Genomic DNA, 20,432 nt, shown 5'->3' on the forward strand with positions numbered 1-20,432 from the left:
CAATGACCAAAAAAAGAATACTGTTTCTGGGGGAAACCTACCGCGCTGATGCCATTACATGGATGAATGGACTCAAGGAATTTGGTGACTTTGAAATTGTCACTTGGGAACTCCAAAAAAGCAGTGTAGGATTCAGCCGGATAAGCCGTTTAATGGAACTGCTGATGGCCTTTTTTACCATTCGGAAAATTGCCAAAACTTTTCAGCCCGATATGGTCATTGCCGAGCGAACCACCAGTTACGGTTTCCTGGCTGCCTTAACCGGAATTAGACCAATAGCCATAGCCCAACAAGGAATCACCGATCTTTGGCCTCACAATTCACCTTTGTTTATTTTTAAAAAAATGCTTCAGGATTACGCTTTCAGGAAAGCCGATTTAATTCATGCCTGGGGAGAAGTGATGGCTAATCATATGGAACAAAGCAATGTTGACATGAGTAAAGTTTTGGTGTTGCCCAAAGGAATCAATTTGTCTCATTTTCAGTTCAAAGACAACCAAGACAAGCCTTTGATTGACGCAATAGTGACCCGGGCATTGGAACCCGAGTACAAACACGCAAAAATCCTGAAAGCTTTTGGTATACTGAAAAAGAAAAATATTCCGTTTCGACTGACCATAATTGGCGACGGAAGTATGCGCAAAACCCTTGAAAAACTAGCCATTGATTTAAACATTGAAAACGAAGTTCTTTTTAAAGGAAAAACCCCCAATGAAGAAGTAGCTCAACTGCTACAGGAATCCAATTTTTATATCAGCATGCCGGCTACCGAAGGAGTTTCTGCCTCTCTATTTGAAGCCATGGCCAGCGGATGCTTCCCTCTTGTAACCGATTTGCCCGGAAACCAAAGCTGGATCAGAAATCACGAAAACGGCATTCTGATTCCCAACGGGAAATTTAAAATTCTGGCAGAAGAAATTCAATATGCCTTTGAAAGAAACCTGTGGCGCAAAGCAGTTGTAGAGCGAAATCGAAAATTTATAGAAGAACATGCTAATTATGCTATCAATATGAAAACTATAGCCGATGCCTACCACCATTTAATAATGAAAAGTACTAAGTAAGTATGTGTGGGATTAACGGTATACTGAAATTTAATCATACCAAAGTTGACGAACATCAACTCATAAAAATGCGCGATGCCTTGGAGCACCGCGGCCCGGATGACGCCGGTTATTTTATTCAAGACAATATTGGCTTAGGACATCGACGGCTTTCCATCATTGATACCAGCGCGGCCGGACACCAACCTTTCATCTCAGAAAACAAGCGGTATGCTATGGTTTTCAACGGTGAGATTTACAACTACAAATCGTTCTACCCCGAGCTAAAAAGCAAGGGAATAACCCTCAAAACCAGTTCTGACACCGAGGTTTTGCTGCATCTTTTTGAGCTGTACGGAATGGCTTTTTTGAAACGATTGCACGGCATGTTCGCTTTTGCCATTTGGGATACTTTAGAAAAAAAATTGATTTTGGCGCGTGACCGTATGGGCGTAAAGCCCCTGTATTATGCATTTTACCAAAACTCTATTTATTTTGCTTCCGAACAAAAAGCATTGTTTACGGCCGGAGTACCTTTAGAAATTTCGGAAAGCGGCATGGATGAATACTTTTTCAACCGATTTGTCGGTGGCGAAAATACGCTGTACAACAGAGTAAAAAAAGTGTTGCCGGGACATTACATGACACTTGAAAACAACGGCTATACAACTTACACCAAATGGTGGAACCTGAAATCAGAAATACAAAATCACCCTACCATACACAACCCTAAAAATTGGTTTGAAGAAACTTTCTTCGATTCGGTAAAACTCCGTATGGTCAGTGACGTTCCGGTTGGTGTGCTGTTGAGTGGCGGTCTTGATTCCTGTTCTATTTTGTCGTCATTGTACCATCAGAAGTTTGAAAACATCAACACGTTCAACATTGGTTTTGCGGAAGAAGAACACAATGAGTCTTTTTTGGCCAAAAAAATAACCGAAAGCTACAAGTATAACTTCCATCAAACAAAACTCGACAATGACGCTTTGTTTTTAAACTTAGCAGAATCTACATACTATCAAGACGAACCTCTGATGCACCTTAACGAACCGCATCTTTTGGCCGTTTCCAAAATTGCCAAACCCAAAGTAAAAGTACTGCTCTCGGGAGAAGGTGCCGATGAGTTGATGGGAGGCTACGTGCGCTACAAAGCATTAAAAAATCCATCGCTGTTGAAAGTAGTCTCGGGATTGAGTTTAATGGAACGTTTCAACAAAAAACCAAGATTTGACAAATTGGTTCGCTATTCCAAAATTGATAATGTAGATGATTTGGTAATTTTTAATGGTTCAAACGTATATCCGGAAGATATTCAGCGTTTTTACGGAAAAAAAGAAATGCCCGACAACGTTTACCGTTACAAAATTTTAGCGGAAGCCAAAGAATTGTACCCTAACAATCCGCAGCGACAGGCTTTATATTTTGACCAACACACTTACATGTGCTCGTTACTCGACAGAAACGACCGTTGTACTATGGGAACCTCTATCGAATGTCGCGAGCCATTTTTAGATTTCCGATTAATCGCAGGTTTGGGAACATTGGACGACAAATGGTTTTTTACCGGAAAAAAGGGGAAATTCATTTTGAAAGACACCATGCGAAACAAACTTCCCGATGAAATTCTTTATTTCAGAAAGATAGGTTTGAGTGCTCCCTGGTATACTTACTTAACCGAATTCCCTGCCTTTAAAGAAGAATTGGATCTTTTTGCCAAAAGCCCGATTTTTGAGCTGCCATTTTTGGAAAATCTGGACGGAACAAAATTAGTAGCCGAATTGCGACAAGGAAATTCAAAGCTGATGCCATACATCATGCCTATTTTCATGTTACACATTTGGCATAAAAACTATTTTAAGAAATTCGTTTAAATCTTTGGCTTACTTTTGTAACGCTCAATTTTACCATTATGACAATCCAACACCATTATTCGTTAAAAAAGTACAATACTTTCGGCATTGAGGCCAAAGCCCGCCAATTTGTTGCCGTTCATACCCCAACCGAATTGAAAACCGTTTTACAGGAAAACGAAAACGAAACCAAGTTCATTCTCGGCGGTGGCAGTAACATGTTGCTGACCAAAGACATCGATGCGTTGGTCATTCATATCGATTTGAAAGGTAAAAAAATTATAAAAGAAGACGATGATTTTGTTTGGGTAGAAGGCATGGCTGGTGAAAATTGGCACGAATTTGTACTTTGGACCATTGATCAAAATTTCGGAGGATTAGAAAACATGTCACTGATTCCGGGCAATGTAGGAACTACACCGGTTCAAAATATAGGAGCGTATGGCACTGAAATCAAAGACACTTTTGTTTCTTGTGAAGCCATGCACATCGCTACTCAGCAAATGAAAACTTTTACTAAAGATGAATGCCGTTTCGGTTACCGTGAGAGTATATTTAAGCAGGAAGCCAAAGGACAATACATCATCACTTCGGTAGTTTTTAAGCTAACGAAACGCAACCATAAAATCAACATTTCTTATGGTGATATCACCAAAGAATTAGCAAAACAAAACGTAATTACGCCAACATTGAAAGACGTAAGTAATGCCGTAATTGCCATTAGAAAAAGTAAATTGCCCGATCCGAAAGAACTAGGTAACAGCGGTAGTTTCTTTAAAAATCCGATTATTTCTAAAACTGATTTTGAAAAAGCACAGGCGTTACATCCCGAAATCCCTCATTACGTGATTTCGGAGACCGAAGTAAAAGTACCGGCAGGTTGGCTGATTGAACAGGCAGGATTCAAAGGAAAGCGTTTTGGTGATGCGGGAATTCATAAAAATCAGGCTCTGGTTTTGGTGAATTACGGCAACGCGACCGGTCAGGAAATTTTAGCTGTTTCTAAAGACATTCAGGCAACGGTTTTAAAAGAATTTGGCATTGCCATCGAAGCCGAAGTCAATGTGATATAAGTAAGGTAGTTTGAGTAAACTTTCACAATCATCATAATTCACAATTCAGATGTACATCCCGGAACTTTATAAAAATGAAAATCAGCAGGAGATTCAGAATTTCATTCACCAAAACGGTTTTGGGATTTTGGTCAATCAAACTGATGGAAAGCTCTGGGCTACACACATTCCGATGTTTTTGGATACTGATGCAGAAGAAAGACCAATCTTGACGGGACACCTTTCCAAACTCAATCCGCAGGGCGAAAGTTTTAAAACTAACGATGATGTGCTGGCCATTTTTTCGGGAGCACATGCTTATGTTTCTTCCTCTTGGTACGACCATGAAAATGTGCCTACCTGGAATTATCTGGCAGTTCATGTGTATGGAAAAGTCAAAATCCTGAACCGTGAAGAAGCAGTACATTCGCTCAAAAAATTAGTCGATAAGTATGAAGCGAAGTCAGTAAATCCGGTTCGTGTAGAAAATTTATCCGAAAAAACCATGCGGGAAGCCCGGGGAATCATCGCCTTTGAAATCAACATTACTTCGATTGAAGCCCAAAAAAAATTATCGCAAAACCGCGACGATAAAAACTATAAAAATATCATTTCGGAATTAGAAAAAACCAATGATGCTCAAGCTTTGTCTGTAGCACGTGAAATGAAAAAGAACCGCCCTTAGGCAACTCAAAAATTAGCCTTACTTCATTCAGTATTCATAATTCATTTTGTACATTTGCAGACCTTTTTAAAAGACGAAAAAGCATTATGTTACTATCTGTTTTCTGTTTATTCATCGCCGTTGTTGTTGTTCAGTTTTTGTATTATATCGTAATTTTTGGCAAATTTTCATTTGCTAAACCTCAGGTTAATACCCCGAAAAGAATTCCCGTTTCGGTAATTGTTTGTGCTAAAAACGAGGAAGAAAACGTGAAGAAGTTTGTGCCGCTATTGGCCGAACAGGATTATGCTACTTTTGAAATTGTTTTGATAGACGATGCTTCAAGCGACAATACTTTGGAAATTTTTGAAGAATTCGAAAAGCAATATCCCAATGTAAAATTGGTCAAAGTTGAAAACAACGAAGCGTTTTGGGGCAATAAAAAATTTGCTCTGACACTGGGTATCAAAGCAGCTAAATATGATTATTTATTGTTTACCGATGCCGACTGTCATCCGGTTTCCAAAGACTGGATTTCGAGTATGAGTTCCCAATTCACCATGAGTAAAACCATTGTTTTAGGATATGGAGCTTATGATAAAATTACCAATTCGTTTCTGAACAAAATCATTCGCTTTGAAACATTACTTACCGCTACACAGTATTTTTCCTGGGCCAAAATAGGAAAACCGTATATGGGTGTAGGGCGCAATATGGCCTATCGCCGCGATGAGTTTTTCAAAGTAAGAGGTTTTATGGATCACATGAAAATACGCTCAGGAGATGACGATTTATTCATCAATCAGGCAGCAACCGGTGACAATACAACCATTTGTTATTTGCCCGAAAGTTTCACTTATTCGGAACCTAAAAAAACGTTCAAAGATTGGTTTACTCAAAAACGTCGTCACGTATCAACCGCCAAACACTACAAACTTTTTGACCGAAATCAATTGGGCTTGTTTTATGCTTCCCAATTGTTGTTTATCATACTACCCATCATCTTGCTGGCTTTTCAATTTCAGTGGATAGCCGTAGTCAGCATAACCGGATTCCGGTATCTTTTTGCCTGGCTAACCATGGGATTTGCTGCCGGAAAACTAAAAGAAAAAGACGTAATGTATTGGTTTCCTATCATTGAAATCGTTCTGATTTTCACACAACTGAATGTATTCATCACGAATACTTTCTCAAAACCGGTGCATTGGAAATAAACAAATACATAGAAAAAGCCAAGAAAGGTGATCAGGTAGCGTTCACTTTTTTGCTCGACCATTATTGGAACGAAGTATACGGCTTCATGCTCAAACGAACAGAAAACGAAACTGATTCGGAAGACATTACCATAGAAACATTTTCTAAGGCTTTTGATAAAATTGCCACCTACAATCCTGAATTTCAATTTAACACTTGGTTGATTGCCATTGCTAAAAATGTTCATATTGATTTGCTTCGCAAAAAGAAATCTACTTTATTTGTAGAAATCACCGATGAAGAAGACCAACAGGCCTATAATATAGCCGACAGCTCGCCATCTGCCGAAGACGAATTGATTACAGAGCAAAACCTGTCGCGTTTATTGCAATTCATCAAAGAATTAAAACCGCACTATCAGGAGGTCATCCAGCTGCGTTATTTTCAGGAAATGAGTTATCAGGAAATTGCTGAGCATCTCGGCGAACCACTGAGTAATGTTAAAATCAAATTGCTCAGAGCCAAGAAATTATTGGCCGAAATCATAGAGAACACCAAATAATCCCGCATTCACATCTCTTAAAATTTCTTTTATATTCCATCATTTTAAGGATATTATTAATTTTTATTCAAAATTATTAACAAACTACATACTTTTTTTATTTCAGCACCGTTATATAAGTAAATCCTCTCGCTTATGTAACACAGATACCTAACTCTAAAACAATTTTATTATGTCAAACGTTAGTATCTATGACAAAAACTGGATTGATCTGGTTTTTGAAGGCAAAAACAAAGCTTATGGTGCCTACCAATTGCGGCAGGAAAATTCCAAGACTTCTCTTTTAGCTTTGCTTGGCGGCGCATTCTTTTTCTTAACGGTTATCGGCTTAGGCTTGTTCCTGACTTCTTTCGGTGAAAAATCGGTAACCGAACCCATTATTGATGATGCACTGCTAATACGATTAAGTGAAATCCATCCTCCCAAAAACGACAGCCCGAAAAAGGATATAGCAATTCCCTTGAAAGATAAACCGGCTAAAAAAATCGAAAATAAGGAATTGAAAAATCCAATCATCGTTAAGTCAAATGACAACCCGGATGATGTGAAGTCCAATAAGGAAATTAAAAACAACTCCCCTGAAAACTCAAATCCCAATGGCAGTAATGCAAGCGGAATCGGTATGGTTACCTCAGCTGAACCGGGAACAAAATCAGCAGGGACGGAAGATGGTGAAAAAAAAGAAAATATTGTAAACACCACGAACGAATTGGACAGGCTTCCTGAGTTTCCGGGCGGCATCAAAGCGTTTCACCGTTACATTGGCGAACATATTGACAAACCGGAAACCGATAGCGATGTTGCAACAATGACAGTCATCATGTCATTTGTAATAGAAAAAGACGGCAGCATGACCGACATAAAAATACTCCGCAGTACTGACAAAGAACTGGAAAAAGCGGCTATTAAAGTATTGAAATCTCTAAAAACCAAATGGGCTCCGGGCTACAAGGACGGCGAAAAAGTACGCACGCTTTATGTACAACCCATCAGAGTCAACTACTAAAATTCAAAAATTAAAATATAAAAAGAAACCCTGCCGGTTTGATAACTGACAGGGTTTTAATTTTGATTAATCGTGATTTTCAATACTCTTGTAAGCATCTATCACTTTTTTCACTAAGCGGTGACGCACGATGTCTTTATCATCCAGATAAATGATTCCGATGCCTTCGATGTCTTTCAATACCAATAAAGCTTCCTTTAATCCCGAAATGGTTCTGCGCGGCAAATCCACCTGTCCCGGGTCGCCCGTAATGATGAACTTGGCATTTTTGCCCATACGAGTCAGAAACATTTTCATTTGCGAATGAGTCGTATTCTGTGCTTCATCCAAAATCACAAAAGCGTTGTCTAATGTCCTACCACGCATAAACGCCAGAGGCGCAATTTGAATGATTCCTTTCAAAATGTAATCTTCCAAGGTTTGCGGGGGAATCATATCACGTAAAGCATCGTACAAAGGTTGCATATAGGGATCTAATTTTTCCTTCATATCACCGGGTAAAAAACCGAGGTTCTCCCCTGCTTCTACTGCCGGACGCGTTAAGATGATTCGTTTGACCTGTTTCTCTTTCAAAGCTTTTACTGCCAAAGCAACTCCGGTGTACGTCTTTCCGGTTCCGGCCGGGCCAACGGCAAACACCATATCGTTTTTTTGAACAAATTCTACCAACTTTTGTTGGTTTGGAGTCATCGCTTTAATCAGCTTCCCTCCCAATCCGTGCACCAAAATTTTATCATGATCCGGCATGCGTTGCTCTTCATGTGAATTGCTTTGTATCACGCGGTCAATGACGTTGTCATCAATATTGTTGTAGCGTGTAAAATGCAACATCAGTCGGTTAAAGCGATTTTCAAACTCATCGAGTTCTTCTTTTTCGCCAAAAGCCTTCAGCGTTGTACCACGAGCGACAATTTTGAGTTTTGGATAATACCGTTTAATAGTTTCAAGATGGGCATCTTGAGCGCCCCAAAATTCTTTGGGTGCGATGTCGTGTAATTCAATGATACGTTCGTTCAAAAGCAGTAGTATTAAAATTATTAATTCAGTGTCAGTCGAAATCCTAATCCGTGTGTATTAGCAATAAATTCCAACTCTTTATTGTTTGAAATATCAGCAGTATTTCCGTTTGGGGACAGTTTATTGAAACCGTCAACAGCTGTTTTTACTTTTTTAGAAAAACCGATTTTTATCGGAATTGATGCAACAATAAAAGCAGCACCAACAAAAGTTAGAGCACTAGGATACGGATGTGAGTTGGTCTCTGAAGTATTCATAGCTCCGTTAATCAAATCTACAGACATTAATCCCAAGCCGCTTACCATCAATACATTCCCTATGGTCTTCTTACTTCTTCCCGAATTGTATAAATCTAAATTTTTCTTATCGACGGATAAAATTTCACGAACTTCTTTCGGAGTTAATTTTTCTCTCCCGATGTTGTAAACTCTTCCATTGGATTTGTATACTAAGGTTTGAGAAAATGTATTTGAAATAAAAAAGAAAAAAAAGGTCAATGCAAAAAAAAATCTATTCATAGATAATGTTAAGTTGGTAAAAAATCTATTCAATCAATGCTAAAATAAATTAGCTTTGTATCCAAATTTAATCAAATAAAAGAATAGGTTTTACAATTTTGTAATCCTAATTTCAATCAAGTTATAAACAATCTATGTCAATAATCACCTTAACGACCGATTACGGACTGAAAGACCACTTCGTGGGTGCTTTGAAAGGTAAATTGCTATCAGAATTTCGCGAAGCTACGATTATTGATATTTCTCATGACATAGACCCGTTTAATGTGGCCGAAGCCGCTTACATCATTGGTGCTGCCTACAGTAGTTTCCCTAAGGGAACCGTTCATTTAATTGGTGTGGACATCGAATTGAATATCGAAAACCAACACATCGCCATGCAATGGAACGACCAATACTTTCTTTGCGCCGATAACGGAATCCTAAGCATGCTGATTCAAAAAATCGTACCTCAAAAGTTAGTCACCATCAACATTCACGACCGTTTACCAAGCGATGCTACCGATTTGGATGTGTTTGTTAAGGTAGCCTGTCATTTGGCCAAAGGTGGTTTGCTGAACGTCATTGGGAAAGAAATTAAAACCATCAAAGAAGTAACCGAGTTACAGGCAGTAGTTCAGGATAATCAAATCAAAGGATATGTGATTTACATCGATCATTACGGCAATGTGGTAACCAACATCTCTAAAAAATTATTTCTGGAAATGGGGAAAGGCCGACCGTATGAAATCCGATTTAAAAATCAAACCATCAAAACCATATTGCCCAAATACTCTGATATTAAGATATCGGAAAAATACCCGCTGAAATATTACGAAGGTGAAAAACTAGCAATTTTCAACGAAGCGGGCTTTTTGGAAATCGCCATCTTCAGAAGCAACCCCGACAATGTAGGTTCGGCTTCATCTTTATTGGGACTGAATTACCGTGACGGTGTAACTATTGATTTTAAAAATTAAAAAAATGTTTATCAGAATAGTAAAAATGAGCTTTCATGAAAAGCACATCCCGAAATTTTTAGAAAATTTTGATGTGATGAAAGAAAAGATTCGCGGTGCCGAAGGCAATCGTTTTTTAGAACTGTATCAGGACAAAAACAATCCGTGCATTTTCTTTACCTACAGTTTTTGGGAAACCGAACAGGATTTGGAAAACTATAGAACTTCGGCCTTATTTGACGAGGTTTGGACATTCACCAAAAAACTGTTCAACGGCAAACCCGAAGCCTGGAGTGTAGATAAAGTGGTTAGTTTGCCTTAAGTTAATATTGAGTAAAAAAGAAAAAATACAATGAAATCAATTGCATTACGAGAAATAAAATCCTTTTTCGGTTCGCCCATAGGGTATTTGGTGATTGCCATCTTTTTATTGCTCAACGGGCTGTTCCTTTGGGTTTTTGATGGTGAATACAACATATTACAAAGTGGGTTTGCCGATTTAAGTCCGTTCTTCACTCTGGCTCCTTGGATATTAATTTTCCTGATTCCGGCAGTAACCATGCGGAGTTTTTCAGATGAAAAGAAACAGGGCACCATTGAACTTTTGCTGACCAAACCCTTATCGGTTTGGCAAATTGTAAACGGGAAGTTTTTAGCCGCCTTGGTATTGATTGTTATGGCTATAATACCAACTCTTATTTATGTTGTTGTGGTATCAAATTTAGGCATGACAAATAACGATATATCAACGTTCAGTGTAGTTGTAAGATTTTTGATTCTTGCATTATACATAATTATCATTAGAAAAAAAATAGTTAAAATAATAACTGAATCAATTATTTCATGGATAAATATGATTCTAGTAAATTTTAGAGTTTCAATTTCTAAAAAATCGAAGGCTTTTGAATTCATATTATTAATAATTAACATCTTGATTCTTTTAAATCTGCTTATTTTCATAAGTTTTCCCTTTTTTGAATTAAGAAACATTGATATGGGCAGCACTATGGGTTCCTATTTTGGTTTACTGTTTCTGATTGCCGCTTATACTGCCATCGGTATCTTTACCTCTACCCTTTCCGAAAACCAGATTGTAGCGTTCCTGCTTTCGGTGTTTTTGTGTTTTTTGTTTTACTATGGTTTCGAAGGTGCTTCTGTTTTCCTAAAAGGATTTGAAGATGCCGTCGCCCGCATTGGTATGGATTATCACTTCAAAAGCATGGCCCGAGGCGTGATAGATACGCGCGATGTGCTGTATTTTATCAGTGTGGCTTTTCTGTTTTTATCATTTACCGTGTTTAAATTAAAATCTTTGAAATCGTAATGAGCGCTCCAAAAAACAACTTCAAAAAAATAGCAACCACAATAGCCTTGGTGGTGGTACTGAACTTGGCAGGTCATTTTGTTTTCAAACGGTTTGACCTTACTGCCGATAAAAGATATACGCTATCCAAAACATCTTTAGAAATTGTAAGCGAAGTCAAAGAGCCGCTGTACATTGATGTTTTTCTGGAAGGAGAATTTCCGGGAGAATTCAAAAAACTGCAAACGGAAACCCAACAACTCTTAGAAGAATTCAAAGCCGAAAACCCGAATATTATTTTTCAGTTTGTCAATCCGCTGGAAGACGAAGACAAAAAGGACAAAACCATGCAGTCATTCATGGAACGTGGCATGACTCCCGTCAATGTTACTGTAAACGACAAAGGACAACAAACTCAGGAAATGGTTTTCCCATGGGCGGTAGCTACTTGCGGCAATCGTTCGGTGAAAGTCCCTTTGCTTAAAAACATGATGGGAGCTTCAACTGCCGAAAAAGTGGTAAGCTCTGTTCAGCACTTAGAATACGCTTTTGCAAACGCTATCAACACTGTAGCCAAAGACAAACAAAAGAAAGTAGCCGTGATTAAAGGAAATGGCGAATTGCACGACATACTGATTGCTGACTTTGTAAAATCGGTTCGCGACAATTACTACATCGGAACCTTTACACTCGATTCGGTGGCTAAAAACCCAACAGAAAGTTTAAAATACCTCAAAAAATATGACTTGGCCGTAATTGCCAAACCCACTGAAGCGTTTACCGATGAAGAGAAAGAAGTTTTAGATCAATTTATTGTAAACGGCGGAAAAACTCTTTGGCTCGTAGATCAGGTTAATATGGAAATGGATAGTTTGTACAACCAAAACGGGGCTAACCTGGCCTTTCCGAGAGATTTAGGACTAAACGATATGTTTTTCAAATACGGTATTCGTTTGCGCCCCGATTTGATTAAAGACATTATGGCTACTCCAATAGCATTGGCAACGGGAGAACAAGGAAGTGCTACCCAGTATACTCAGTATCCGTGGTTTTTTTCGCCCTTAATTTATCCTTCGCAAGGAACCAAACATCCTATTGTAAGTAATTTGGACGGCATTAAATTTGAATTTTGCAGTCCGATTGAACCTTTAAAAAACGACATCAAAAAAACCGTTTTACTGCACTCTTCCCCTTACTCTAAACTCATCGGAACGCCTTCGGAAGTGAATCTGAGAATGGTATCGGAACGACCGGAACAGAAGGAATTTACCGGAACCGGCAATTTTCCTGTGGCTGTTTTGTTAGAGGGCAAATTCCATTCGGTATATGAAAACCGCATACTGCCTTTTAAAGATTCTACATGGAAAAGTGTAGGCAAAGACAATAAAATGATTGTCATTTCGGATGGGGATGTCATTAAAAATCAACTGGATAAAAATTTTCAACCATTGGAACTGGGATACGACAAATGGACAAACAACCTGTACGCCAACAAAGAATTTGTCATGAACTGTGTCAATTATTTGTTGGATGACAACGGACTTATTAACATTCGCAGTAAAGAAGTCGACTTACCAATTCTGGATAAAGAAAAAGTCTATTCAAATTACACCACATCGCAAGTGATAACCGTAGCAATACCAATCGTTATCCTTCTGATATTTGGTGTGGCCTTCACCTTTTTACGCAAGCGAAAATACAGCCGCTAATGTTGATAAAAAACTTTTTGAAATCTGTTAGTTTAAGATATATTTGTAAAAAATAAATAAAAATGAAGTTTATAGTATCGAGTTCATACTTATTAAAACAACTACAAGTTTTGGGTAGTGTTATCAACAGCAGTAATACATTGCCTATTTTAGATAACTTCCTATTCGAATTAAACAATAAAACCCTAACTGTTTCGGCTTCTGATTTAGAGACTACCATGTCGGCTACTTTAGAAATCGATTCAACCAGCCAAGGCAGTGTGGCGGTTCCGGCAAAATTGTTGTTGGATATTTTAAAAACATTCCCTGAGCAACCGTTAACCTTTACCGTTGAGGAAAACAACACTATTGAAATCAGTTCCAATTCGGGTAAATACGCTATTGCTTATGCTCCCGGAGAAGAGTTTCCCAAATCAGTAAGTTTAGATGATCCGTCTTCAACCGTAGTTCCTTCAGAAGTATTGGCCACAGCCATCAGCAAAACTATATTCGCCGCAGGAAACGACGATTTGCGTCCGGTAATGAGCGGAGTTTTTTTCCAGTTCTCTCCGGAAGGTTTGATTTTCGTGGCTACTGATGCACACAAACTGGTGAAATACGCCCGTACTGATGTTAAAGCATCGCAGGTAGCTGATTTCATTATGCCTAAAAAACCGCTGAACATTTTAAAGGGTATTTTAGGAACCTCTGAATCAGACGTGACTATTGAATATAATGATTCAAACGCTACGTTCTCATTTGACAGTTATGTACTGACTTGTCGTTTGATTGACGGAAAATATCCTAATTACGAAGCAGTTATCCCGAAAGAAAATCCGAATAAATTGATGATTAACCGCGTTCTCTTATTGAACTCTGTGCGTCGTGTTGCGATTTTCTCTAACAAAACCACACACCAAATCCGTTTAAAAATTGCCGGTGCCGAACTGAACATTTCTGCCGAAGATATTGATTACTCGAACAAAGCCGAAGAGCGTTTGACTTGTGATTACCAAGGCGACGACATGCAAATCGGATTCAACTCAAGATTTTTATCGGAGATGTTGACCAATTTACAATCGGATGAAATCATGTTGGAAATGTCAATGCCTAACCGCGCCGGAATTCTAACGCCTATTGACGGCTTAGATGAAGGTGAAACCGTTACCATGTTAGTAATGCCGGTAATGCTCAACAACTAATCTAAACTAACCTTTATAACCGAGAAACCGCAATTTCGAAAGAGATTGCGGTTTTCTTTTTATTCGTGTAAAGCCAAGATGGGTGTTTTAATACTTTGCGCCAATTTCTGAGTAGTGGTATTGGTGAACAACTCTACAAAGAAGTTTCTTTTGTAAGTGAGCATGGCCAGCATATCAGCTTCCTGATTCACCAAGAAGTCTTCAATAGATGTTTTCACGTGTTCATTCGGGATGATATAAAACTGTAAATTTTCTTCATCTTCAAAATGGGATTCCCAACGTTTAATGGTCTCTTCGGTTACGTCAGACGATGGTGTTTTTACGTAGAGGCATTTTACTTTGGCGTGCAGTTTTTTGGCTAGGGCCAACACTTTTTGCAAAGCTTCTATATCTTTCGGTCTGAAGCGCGTGGTGAATGCTATAGTTTCTATTTTGGTGTATTTGGCTTCAAGCGGCACACTCAAAACCGGCACCGAAACGTCCGATATAACGGCTGCCGTATTGGTTCCAATAAACGAATCAATCCAGCCGGAGGCACCTTTGGTACCCATGACTACAAAATCGGCATGCTCCTGTTTCACAACTTTTTTAATATTGAACGCCAAATCGCCATCCATCAAAATATGGTTCATCACAACATGCTCCGCATTTCGGGCTTCGGCCATGGCTCTCAACGTCGGCATCTTATCTCTGAAATGCTCAAAGTTGGTCAGCTCAATAGCATCGTAAATGGTAGCATAATTAATCGGCATCGACTGGCTGTCGACTATCGGCAAATCAAATGTATGCAGTAAAACCAATTCGGCTTTGAACAATTTGGCCAACTCCAATGCATATATAAAAGCGTTATCCGAGGTTTCGGTGAAGTCTAACGGAACGAGTATCTTTTTCATAAACTACGATTTATTTGTTTCAAAATTACAGTTAAAGATACTCATTTCCAATGATATTTATCAGCTAATTGGCTTTACTTAACCAAAATTTAAAGTCATCCCATTGATTGGTACTTTTTTGTTTCAGGGCCGGTTACTTTATTATTTTCCTTACATTAGCTAAACTAAACCAAAAACATGACCGATTATATCATCCAAACCGATGCGCTCAACTTTCAGTACTCAAAGTATAAAAAGGTTTTAGAAAATATTTCCATCAATGTGCCCAAAGGTTCCATTTATGGTTTTTTGGGTCCTAACGGCGCCGGAAAATCCACCACCATGCGCCTGCTTACCGGAATCATCCCGGAACAGGGAAACGCCATCAAACTGTTCAACGAACCATTACAAGAACAGCTCCCTTTGGTGTTTTCAAAGATTGGTTCTCTGGTAGAATCGCCTGCACTGTACCTGCATTTGAGCGGTATTGACAACCTGCGATATATTGCGAAACTGCGCAACATACCCGAAGACAAAATTCACGAAACACTGGCATTGGTTGATTTAACCCGAGACGGGAAACGCAAAGCCAAACAGTATTCATTGGGAATGAAACAACGCCTCGCCATTGCCATGGCCTTATTGAGCGAACCCGAATTGCTGTTGCTCGACGAACCGGTCAACGGGCTGGATCCGAATGGTATTATTGATATCCGCAAACTGCTCATCAAACTCAATCAGGAAAAAGGTGTCACTATTTTTGTTTCGAGCCATTTACTAAGCGAAATTGAAAAGATGTGTACTCATGTAGGCATTATCAGCAAAGGAAAACTGCGCTTCGAAGGAACCATGCAGGAACTGTCTAAGGCGGCAGGTTTATGCAAAATTCAGGTTACAGTAGACGATGCACGGCAATGGCAGGAAAAGCTTAGTACAGCTTATGAAAACGTTACGGTTATTGCCCAAAATCAAATCACTTTGGAGATTGGCAACAAAGATCAAATCCCCGATTTTATCAAAAACCTGATTGCTCAAAACGCCTCCTTGTATGAAATCAAGATTTTAGACGGATTAGAAGAATGGTTCATGACAATAACCGATGAAAAAAACACCTATGAAAAATAAATTCAGTTCCTTTATCACCGCCCTCAAAGCCGAACACATCAAAAAAAGAGGCACCGGTTTTTACTGGACCAGTGCTATAATCGGCCTCATATCGCCTTTGCTGTTCTGTATCGTTTCAATCGTTACCAACAACGATGAAATAAAACCGGAACTCCCATTTAATTTCTACCTCAAGTTCATCGAAAACAGTCTCTTGCCGTTTGCCGATTTCTTTTTTCCGTTGTTAATCATCATCACCGTAAGTCGGATTACACAGTTGGACCATAAAAACGGTGGTTGGCAATTGATGGAAACTCAGCCAATCTATAAATTTTCGATTTACTTTTCTAAGTTCTGTACGGTACTGATTGCTAATTTCATTTCGATACTCGCTTTTATAATAGTTTCGATGCTGGGTGCCTGGGTGCTCAGTTTCATCATCACCGTACCTAAGGTGGCTATTATGGAATTCCCTTTATCGGGCATCATACACATCATAGCTCGTCTTTTTGTGGCTTCGTTATTAATCACCGCACTGCAATTTGTAATCTCTGTGTTGATTTCCAGTTTCATCTGGTCAATCATCATAGGATTTTTTGGATTATTACTTACGGCCTTTCTGGCTCCGTTTGACTTGGTACCGTTGTGGTATCCGTATGATATTTTATCCAAAATAGCCGCCCATCCTAAAGGCAGCGACTTGGGACATTGGTTTACTTTTACCGATTATGTGGGTGTCACCCTCAGCATTATTTTACTGTACATAGGATTCAACTGGTACCGTCACAAAGAATTTAAAGCTGCCTTTTTCGGGAAAATGAACCGAACGTTGAGTTTGATTTCGGTTGTTGTTGTTTTTGGGGGCTTCACTTATTGGCTGTTGCGTCCCAATCAAATGCCTGATTATGACAAAACTGTTTTTTGCGGCAAGATTGACAGCGAAGAACCAATTCATACCATTTACATCGTTGACAATACCGTTCAGGATACAATAGCCATCATCCCGGTTAAAAACAATGCTTTTCATTATGTGTTTGACAAAAAAATCATCACCGACCACTACAGTTTTATTGTCGATCAAAAGTACAACGGCAACGTATTCTTCGGGGCTAAAGACAGTATTTACCTCGATGGTAAAATTTATGGTCCGAAATCCGATTTCAATTTAAAGGGAACCCGTTTGGCAGAAAATCAGATGGATACCAATGCCAAAATGAGTTGGAGCATGATTTCGTATTACATGCAGGAAAACATCAATATTGACAAACCGCAAATCATCACCGAAACCCTATACAAAGACTGGAAAGAGGAAATGACGGCTTCCAACAAGTTCAGAACTATTGACAATTACATTCCGAAAAACGACTACACCGAGCGCAACCAAAAGCTCATTACCACGCGCTATCTGAATATGTGGAATGAATTTTTGAAAAAAAGAGCCGCTTTGTATCCTAACGAAAAAACCCCGGAAGGAACGGCCATCAAGGAAATCAAAAGTAAACTGTCGCTAACCGATGAAAGTTTGCTGAGCAGCTCCGAATACTTTGATTATGTAAAAAGCCAACTCATTGCCAATAATCATGAGGATATAGACGAAAACACCAAGTCGATTTTGGCTATTTCAAAAATGAAACAAGGCTCTTTTAAAGACAAAATGTTGTACTGGCAAATGAATAAAAGCATCGAAGAATCGTCCAACAGTGCCGATCGCAATCAGTTTGTGGCTACTTATATCAATCAGTTCAGCAGCAAGAACTATCAGCGCAAAATCAACCATATCAACCGTTTGGCCGAAAGCTTGGGCAAAGGCAAAGAAGCACCGCTTTTTGAAGCTACAAGCCTAGAGGGAAAACCGGTAACGCTGACGGACCTGAAAGGCAAATTTGTACTCATTGATGTATGGGCTACCTGGTGTGGGCCGTGCAAGCAACAATCGCCTTACTTTGAAAAATTTGCACTAAAGTACAAAAAAGAGAACATCTGTTTTGTAGCACTCAGCACCGATGAAAACATTCAAAAATGGTATATCGCTGCCAAGAGCAAATCCAAATCGGTTATACAATGGCACATCAATACTGCTGATACTTTCAGCAAAGCCTACAATTTAGTAACCATCCCAAGGTTTATCCTGATTGATCCGAACGGAAATTTTGTCAACGCCAATCTGCCATTCCCGCATGAAGCCACGTTTGAAATCCTATTGCGTAAAGCTCTGCAATTGCCCGAAGAAGAATAACAAAATCGCTTGTATAGATTTAGTATCTTTGCCGACAAATGCGTAAACAATGATTTCACAGGAAACTATAGTGGCTTTAGCCTCTCCATCGGGGGCCGGTGCTATTGCCGTTATCCGAATTTCGGGTTCAAATGCTATTGCCATAGCAGAAAGTGTATTTCAATCGGTTTCGGGTAAAGCCCTGAGCCGCCAAAAAACGCATACCATCCACCTGGGGCACATTGTAGAAGACGGTAAGGTATACGACCAAGTGTTGCTGTCTATTTTCAAAAACCCGCATTCGTACACCGGTGAAGATGTCATTGAAATTTCGTGTCACGGGTCAACCTTTATCCAACAGCAAATCATACAACTGTTACTGCGTAAAGGCTGCAGAATGGCGCAAGCGGGTGAATTTACTCTGAGAGCTTTCCTGAATGGCAAACTCGATTTATCACAAGCCGAAGCTGTGGCCGACTTAATTGCTTCGGATAACGAGGCTAGTCATCAAATTGCCATGCAGCAAATGCGCGGGGGGTTCAGCAATGAAATTGCCAAACTCAGGGAAGAACTGTTGAACTTTGCCTCGCTAATTGAACTCGAATTAGACTTTGCCGAAGAAGATGTAGAATTTGCCGATCGCAGCCAGTTCAGAGAATTGCTCACCCGCATTGAGTTTGTACTGAAACGACTGATTGATTCCTTTGCTGTGGGTAATGTCATCAAGAACGGCATACCGGTGGCCATAGTGGGCGAACCCAACGTAGGGAAATCTACCCTGCTCAACGCTTTGCTCAACGAAGAACGCGCCATAGTTTCTGATATAGCCGGAACCACCCGTGATACCATTGAAGACGAGTTGGTCATTAACGGCATTGGTTTTCGTTTTATAGACACGGCGGGTATTCGCGAAACCGAAGATGTGGTAGAAAGCATAGGCATCAAAAAAACCTTCGAAAAAATAGAGCAGGCACAAGTCATTATTTACATGATGGACAGCTCGCAATTGGCGCTCGATGACGAAAGTCTGAAGGAAGTGTGGATAGAACTCGAAAAAATAAAAAATCAGTTTCCTCTGAAAGCATTGGTGGTTATTGGTAACAAAGCCGATAAGCTAACCAATGATCAGGTTGTTCATCTCAAAACCAACATCCCCAATATCTTACTCCTTTCGGCCAAAGACAAACAGGGCATAGACGATTTGAAAAACCAATTGCTGTCGTTTGTTAATACCGGAGCCCTGCGCAACAACGAAACTATTGTAACCAACACCCGTCATTATGATTCATTGTTGAAAGCGTTGGAAGAAATTCAAAAAGTGCGCTTTGGACTTGACAGTAACCTTTCGTCTGATTTGATGGCTATCGACATCAAACAGGCCTTGTACTATTTCGGCGAAATTACCGGTGAGGTGACCAATGACGAATTGCTGGGCAACATTTTTGCTAATTTCTGTATCGGAAAGTAAGTCTAGATTTCAAATGACAGGCCGATAGATAATGGATACCGGACTTTTCTCTGTTTCATTAAAAACATTTCGGTTATCCTAATTTGTATAATACCATTTTTTGTCACATTTGATGCTTTAGCTATGCCTTTGGTATGCTTTAGCTATGCCTTTGCTATATAGGATGACCCGTCCTGACCCGTCCTAAAATAACTATACAGGTTATTAAATAAATCCTATTATGGCTATACAAATATACTTTTTAATCCTAAAGTTGCTATACAATTGCTTTTTCATGATTAAAACTTCTATTATAGTTTTTCCATCTCTTGTTTAATATTTCTGATTGTAAATGTGCTTGGTTAGGGGTTAAATAATCACAACTGGCATGTGGCCTTAGTTCATTATAAGACTCAATGCTTTTACTTATTCTATGTTTTGTTTGATCAAAGCCTAATGAGCTACTGTAAAGGTTGAACTCTGTTTTAATGATGCCGTTAACTCTCTCTGCCAATGCATTTTCATAGGGATCTCCGTTCTCAGTCATACTTATAGCAATATTATTTTTCATTAATAAATCAACGTAGTTATGAGAACAATATTGAGAGCCTCTATCGGAATGATGAATAATCGATTGACCATACCGTCTGTTATTCAATGCCATTTTTAAAGCTTCAATACAGCCTTCTGCTGCCAGGTCCTGACGAAAACTATATCCCATTATTTTTCTTGAATAAGCATCGGTTATTAAACTCAG

Annotated in this window: 19 protein-coding genes; 15 read left to right on the plus strand and 4 right to left on the minus strand. The window is 39.2% G+C overall.

The window, feature by feature from the left end; genetic code table 11:
• Nucleotides 1-2 precede the first annotated feature (2 nt).
• From EZL74_RS12595 to EZL74_RS12625, 7 genes are all read left to right on the plus strand, one after another.
• Nucleotides 3-1,064: a glycosyltransferase gene (locus EZL74_RS12595; protein ID WP_131477022.1), complete on the plus strand. Its 1,062-nt coding sequence runs from the start codon at nucleotides 3-5 to the stop codon at nucleotides 1,062-1,064.
• A gap of 2 nt (nucleotides 1,065-1,066) precedes the next feature.
• Nucleotides 1,067-2,914, plus strand: coding sequence for an asparagine synthase (glutamine-hydrolyzing) (gene asnB, locus EZL74_RS12600; RefSeq protein WP_131477023.1), 1,848 nt, complete (start codon nucleotides 1,067-1,069; stop codon nucleotides 2,912-2,914).
• A 38-nt stretch (nucleotides 2,915-2,952) separates the two neighbouring features.
• Nucleotides 2,953-3,966, plus strand: coding sequence for a UDP-N-acetylmuramate dehydrogenase (murB, locus tag EZL74_RS12605; RefSeq protein ID WP_131477024.1), 1,014 nt, complete (start codon nucleotides 2,953-2,955; stop codon nucleotides 3,964-3,966).
• Between the two features lie 49 nt (nucleotides 3,967-4,015).
• On the plus strand, nucleotides 4,016-4,630 hold the full coding sequence (locus EZL74_RS12610) for an FMN-binding negative transcriptional regulator (protein WP_131477025.1): 615 nt from the start codon (nucleotides 4,016-4,018) through the stop codon (nucleotides 4,628-4,630).
• 86 nt (nucleotides 4,631-4,716) lie between these two features.
• Entirely contained in the window at nucleotides 4,717-5,823 is a 1,107-nt protein-coding gene (locus EZL74_RS12615; RefSeq protein WP_131477026.1) for a glycosyltransferase, read from the plus strand.
• On the plus strand, nucleotides 5,814-6,365 hold the full coding sequence (locus EZL74_RS12620; protein ID WP_131477027.1) for an RNA polymerase sigma factor: 552 nt from the start codon (nucleotides 5,814-5,816) through the stop codon (nucleotides 6,363-6,365). Before EZL74_RS12615 ends, EZL74_RS12620 begins: the two co-directional genes overlap by 10 nt.
• Nucleotides 6,366-6,537: 172 nt before the next feature.
• Nucleotides 6,538-7,371, plus strand: coding sequence for an energy transducer TonB (locus tag EZL74_RS12625; protein WP_131477028.1), 834 nt, complete (start codon nucleotides 6,538-6,540; stop codon nucleotides 7,369-7,371).
• A gap of 66 nt (nucleotides 7,372-7,437) precedes the next feature.
• Here the strand turns inward: EZL74_RS12625 and EZL74_RS12630 are convergent, their stop codons facing one another.
• The gene (locus EZL74_RS12630) at nucleotides 7,438-8,388 is read right to left on the minus strand and encodes a PhoH family protein (protein ID WP_131477029.1); all 951 of its coding nucleotides are present in this window, start codon (nucleotides 8,386-8,388) and stop codon (nucleotides 7,438-7,440) included.
• 20 nt (nucleotides 8,389-8,408) lie between these two features.
• Complete coding sequence (locus EZL74_RS12635; RefSeq protein WP_131477030.1) at nucleotides 8,409-8,906, minus strand: hypothetical protein; 498 nt, start codon at nucleotides 8,904-8,906, stop codon at nucleotides 8,409-8,411.
• Nucleotides 8,907-9,040: 134 nt separating this feature from the next.
• Here EZL74_RS12635 and EZL74_RS12640 point away from each other — a divergent pair, with 134 nt between their 5' ends.
• From EZL74_RS12640 to dnaN, 5 genes are all read left to right on the plus strand, one after another.
• The gene (locus tag EZL74_RS12640; RefSeq protein WP_131477031.1) at nucleotides 9,041-9,865 is read left to right on the plus strand and encodes an SAM hydrolase/SAM-dependent halogenase family protein; all 825 of its coding nucleotides are present in this window, start codon (nucleotides 9,041-9,043) and stop codon (nucleotides 9,863-9,865) included.
• 4 nt (nucleotides 9,866-9,869) lie between these two features.
• A complete protein-coding gene (locus EZL74_RS12645) occupies nucleotides 9,870-10,166 on the plus strand; it encodes a putative quinol monooxygenase (RefSeq protein ID WP_131477032.1) in 297 nt (98 codons plus the stop codon).
• A 30-nt stretch (nucleotides 10,167-10,196) separates the two neighbouring features.
• Nucleotides 10,197-11,168, plus strand: coding sequence for an ABC transporter permease subunit (locus EZL74_RS12650; RefSeq protein ID WP_131477033.1), 972 nt, complete (start codon nucleotides 10,197-10,199; stop codon nucleotides 11,166-11,168).
• Nucleotides 11,168-12,856, plus strand: a complete 1,689-nt coding sequence (gldG, locus tag EZL74_RS12655; protein WP_131477034.1) for a gliding motility-associated ABC transporter substrate-binding protein GldG — start codon at nucleotides 11,168-11,170, stop codon at nucleotides 12,854-12,856. The genes EZL74_RS12650 and gldG overlap by 1 nt, the downstream gene beginning before the upstream one ends.
• 62 nt (nucleotides 12,857-12,918) lie before the next feature.
• On the plus strand, nucleotides 12,919-14,037 hold the full coding sequence (gene dnaN, locus EZL74_RS12660; RefSeq protein ID WP_131477035.1) for a DNA polymerase III subunit beta: 1,119 nt from the start codon (nucleotides 12,919-12,921) through the stop codon (nucleotides 14,035-14,037).
• A gap of 59 nt (nucleotides 14,038-14,096) precedes the next feature.
• On the opposite strand, the gene EZL74_RS12665 is transcribed toward dnaN, so the two are convergent.
• On the minus strand, nucleotides 14,097-14,930 hold the full coding sequence (locus EZL74_RS12665) for a universal stress protein (protein WP_131477036.1): 834 nt from the start codon (nucleotides 14,928-14,930) through the stop codon (nucleotides 14,097-14,099).
• 177 nt (nucleotides 14,931-15,107) lie between these two features.
• Here EZL74_RS12665 and EZL74_RS12670 point away from each other — a divergent pair, with 177 nt between their 5' ends.
• The 3 genes from EZL74_RS12670 to mnmE are packed head-to-tail and all read left to right on the plus strand — an operon-like array spanning nucleotide 15,108 to nucleotide 19,696.
• Complete coding sequence (locus EZL74_RS12670) at nucleotides 15,108-16,034, plus strand: ABC transporter ATP-binding protein (protein ID WP_131477037.1); 927 nt, start codon at nucleotides 15,108-15,110, stop codon at nucleotides 16,032-16,034.
• Nucleotides 16,024-18,249: a redoxin family protein gene (locus EZL74_RS12675; RefSeq protein ID WP_161971735.1), complete on the plus strand. Its 2,226-nt coding sequence runs from the start codon at nucleotides 16,024-16,026 to the stop codon at nucleotides 18,247-18,249. Before EZL74_RS12670 ends, EZL74_RS12675 begins: the two co-directional genes overlap by 11 nt.
• 49 nt (nucleotides 18,250-18,298) lie before the next feature.
• The gene (gene mnmE / locus EZL74_RS12680) at nucleotides 18,299-19,696 is read left to right on the plus strand and encodes a tRNA uridine-5-carboxymethylaminomethyl(34) synthesis GTPase MnmE (RefSeq protein ID WP_131477039.1); all 1,398 of its coding nucleotides are present in this window, start codon (nucleotides 18,299-18,301) and stop codon (nucleotides 19,694-19,696) included.
• 256 nt (nucleotides 19,697-19,952) lie between these two features.
• On the opposite strand, the gene EZL74_RS12685 is transcribed toward mnmE, so the two are convergent.
• Nucleotides 19,953-20,432 (minus strand): DDE-type integrase/transposase/recombinase (locus EZL74_RS12685; protein WP_161971736.1); only part of this gene is annotated, 480 nt, incomplete at its 5' end.

It is taken from the genome of Flavobacterium silvisoli, from assembly GCF_004329815.1.
In the GTDB taxonomy this organism is placed as follows: Bacteria; Bacteroidota; Bacteroidia; order Flavobacteriales; family Flavobacteriaceae; genus Flavobacterium; species Flavobacterium silvisoli.

Bases quoted from the DNA above. Each gene is read 5' to 3' on its own strand.
- murB (WP_131477024.1), top strand. From the start codon at position 2,953: ATGACAATCCAACACCATTATTCGTTAAAAAAGTACAATACTTTCGGC.
- EZL74_RS12610 (WP_131477025.1), top strand. From the start codon at position 4,016: ATGTACATCCCGGAACTTTATAAAAATGAAAATCAGCAGGAGATTCAG.
- EZL74_RS12670 (WP_131477037.1), top strand. From the start codon at position 15,108: ATGACCGATTATATCATCCAAACCGATGCGCTCAACTTTCAGTACTCA.
- EZL74_RS12595 (WP_131477022.1), top strand. From the start codon at position 3: ATGACCAAAAAAAGAATACTGTTTCTGGGGGAAACCTACCGCGCTGAT.
- EZL74_RS12640 (WP_131477031.1), top strand. From the start codon at position 9,041: ATGTCAATAATCACCTTAACGACCGATTACGGACTGAAAGACCACTTC.
- EZL74_RS12635 (WP_131477030.1), bottom strand. From the start codon at position 8,906: ATGAATAGATTTTTTTTTGCATTGACCTTTTTTTTCTTTTTTATTTCA.
- mnmE (WP_131477039.1), top strand. From the start codon at position 18,299: ATGATTTCACAGGAAACTATAGTGGCTTTAGCCTCTCCATCGGGGGCC.
- EZL74_RS12665 (WP_131477036.1), bottom strand. From the start codon at position 14,930: ATGAAAAAGATACTCGTTCCGTTAGACTTCACCGAAACCTCGGATAAC.
- EZL74_RS12675 (WP_161971735.1), top strand. From the start codon at position 16,024: ATGAAAAATAAATTCAGTTCCTTTATCACCGCCCTCAAAGCCGAACAC.
- EZL74_RS12615 (WP_131477026.1), top strand. From the start codon at position 4,717: ATGTTACTATCTGTTTTCTGTTTATTCATCGCCGTTGTTGTTGTTCAG.
- EZL74_RS12650 (WP_131477033.1), top strand. From the start codon at position 10,197: ATGAAATCAATTGCATTACGAGAAATAAAATCCTTTTTCGGTTCGCCC.
- dnaN (WP_131477035.1), top strand. From the start codon at position 12,919: ATGAAGTTTATAGTATCGAGTTCATACTTATTAAAACAACTACAAGTT.
- gldG (WP_131477034.1), top strand. From the start codon at position 11,168: ATGAGCGCTCCAAAAAACAACTTCAAAAAAATAGCAACCACAATAGCC.
- asnB (WP_131477023.1), top strand. From the start codon at position 1,067: ATGTGTGGGATTAACGGTATACTGAAATTTAATCATACCAAAGTTGAC.
- EZL74_RS12645 (WP_131477032.1), top strand. From the start codon at position 9,870: ATGTTTATCAGAATAGTAAAAATGAGCTTTCATGAAAAGCACATCCCG.
- EZL74_RS12625 (WP_131477028.1), top strand. From the start codon at position 6,538: ATGTCAAACGTTAGTATCTATGACAAAAACTGGATTGATCTGGTTTTT.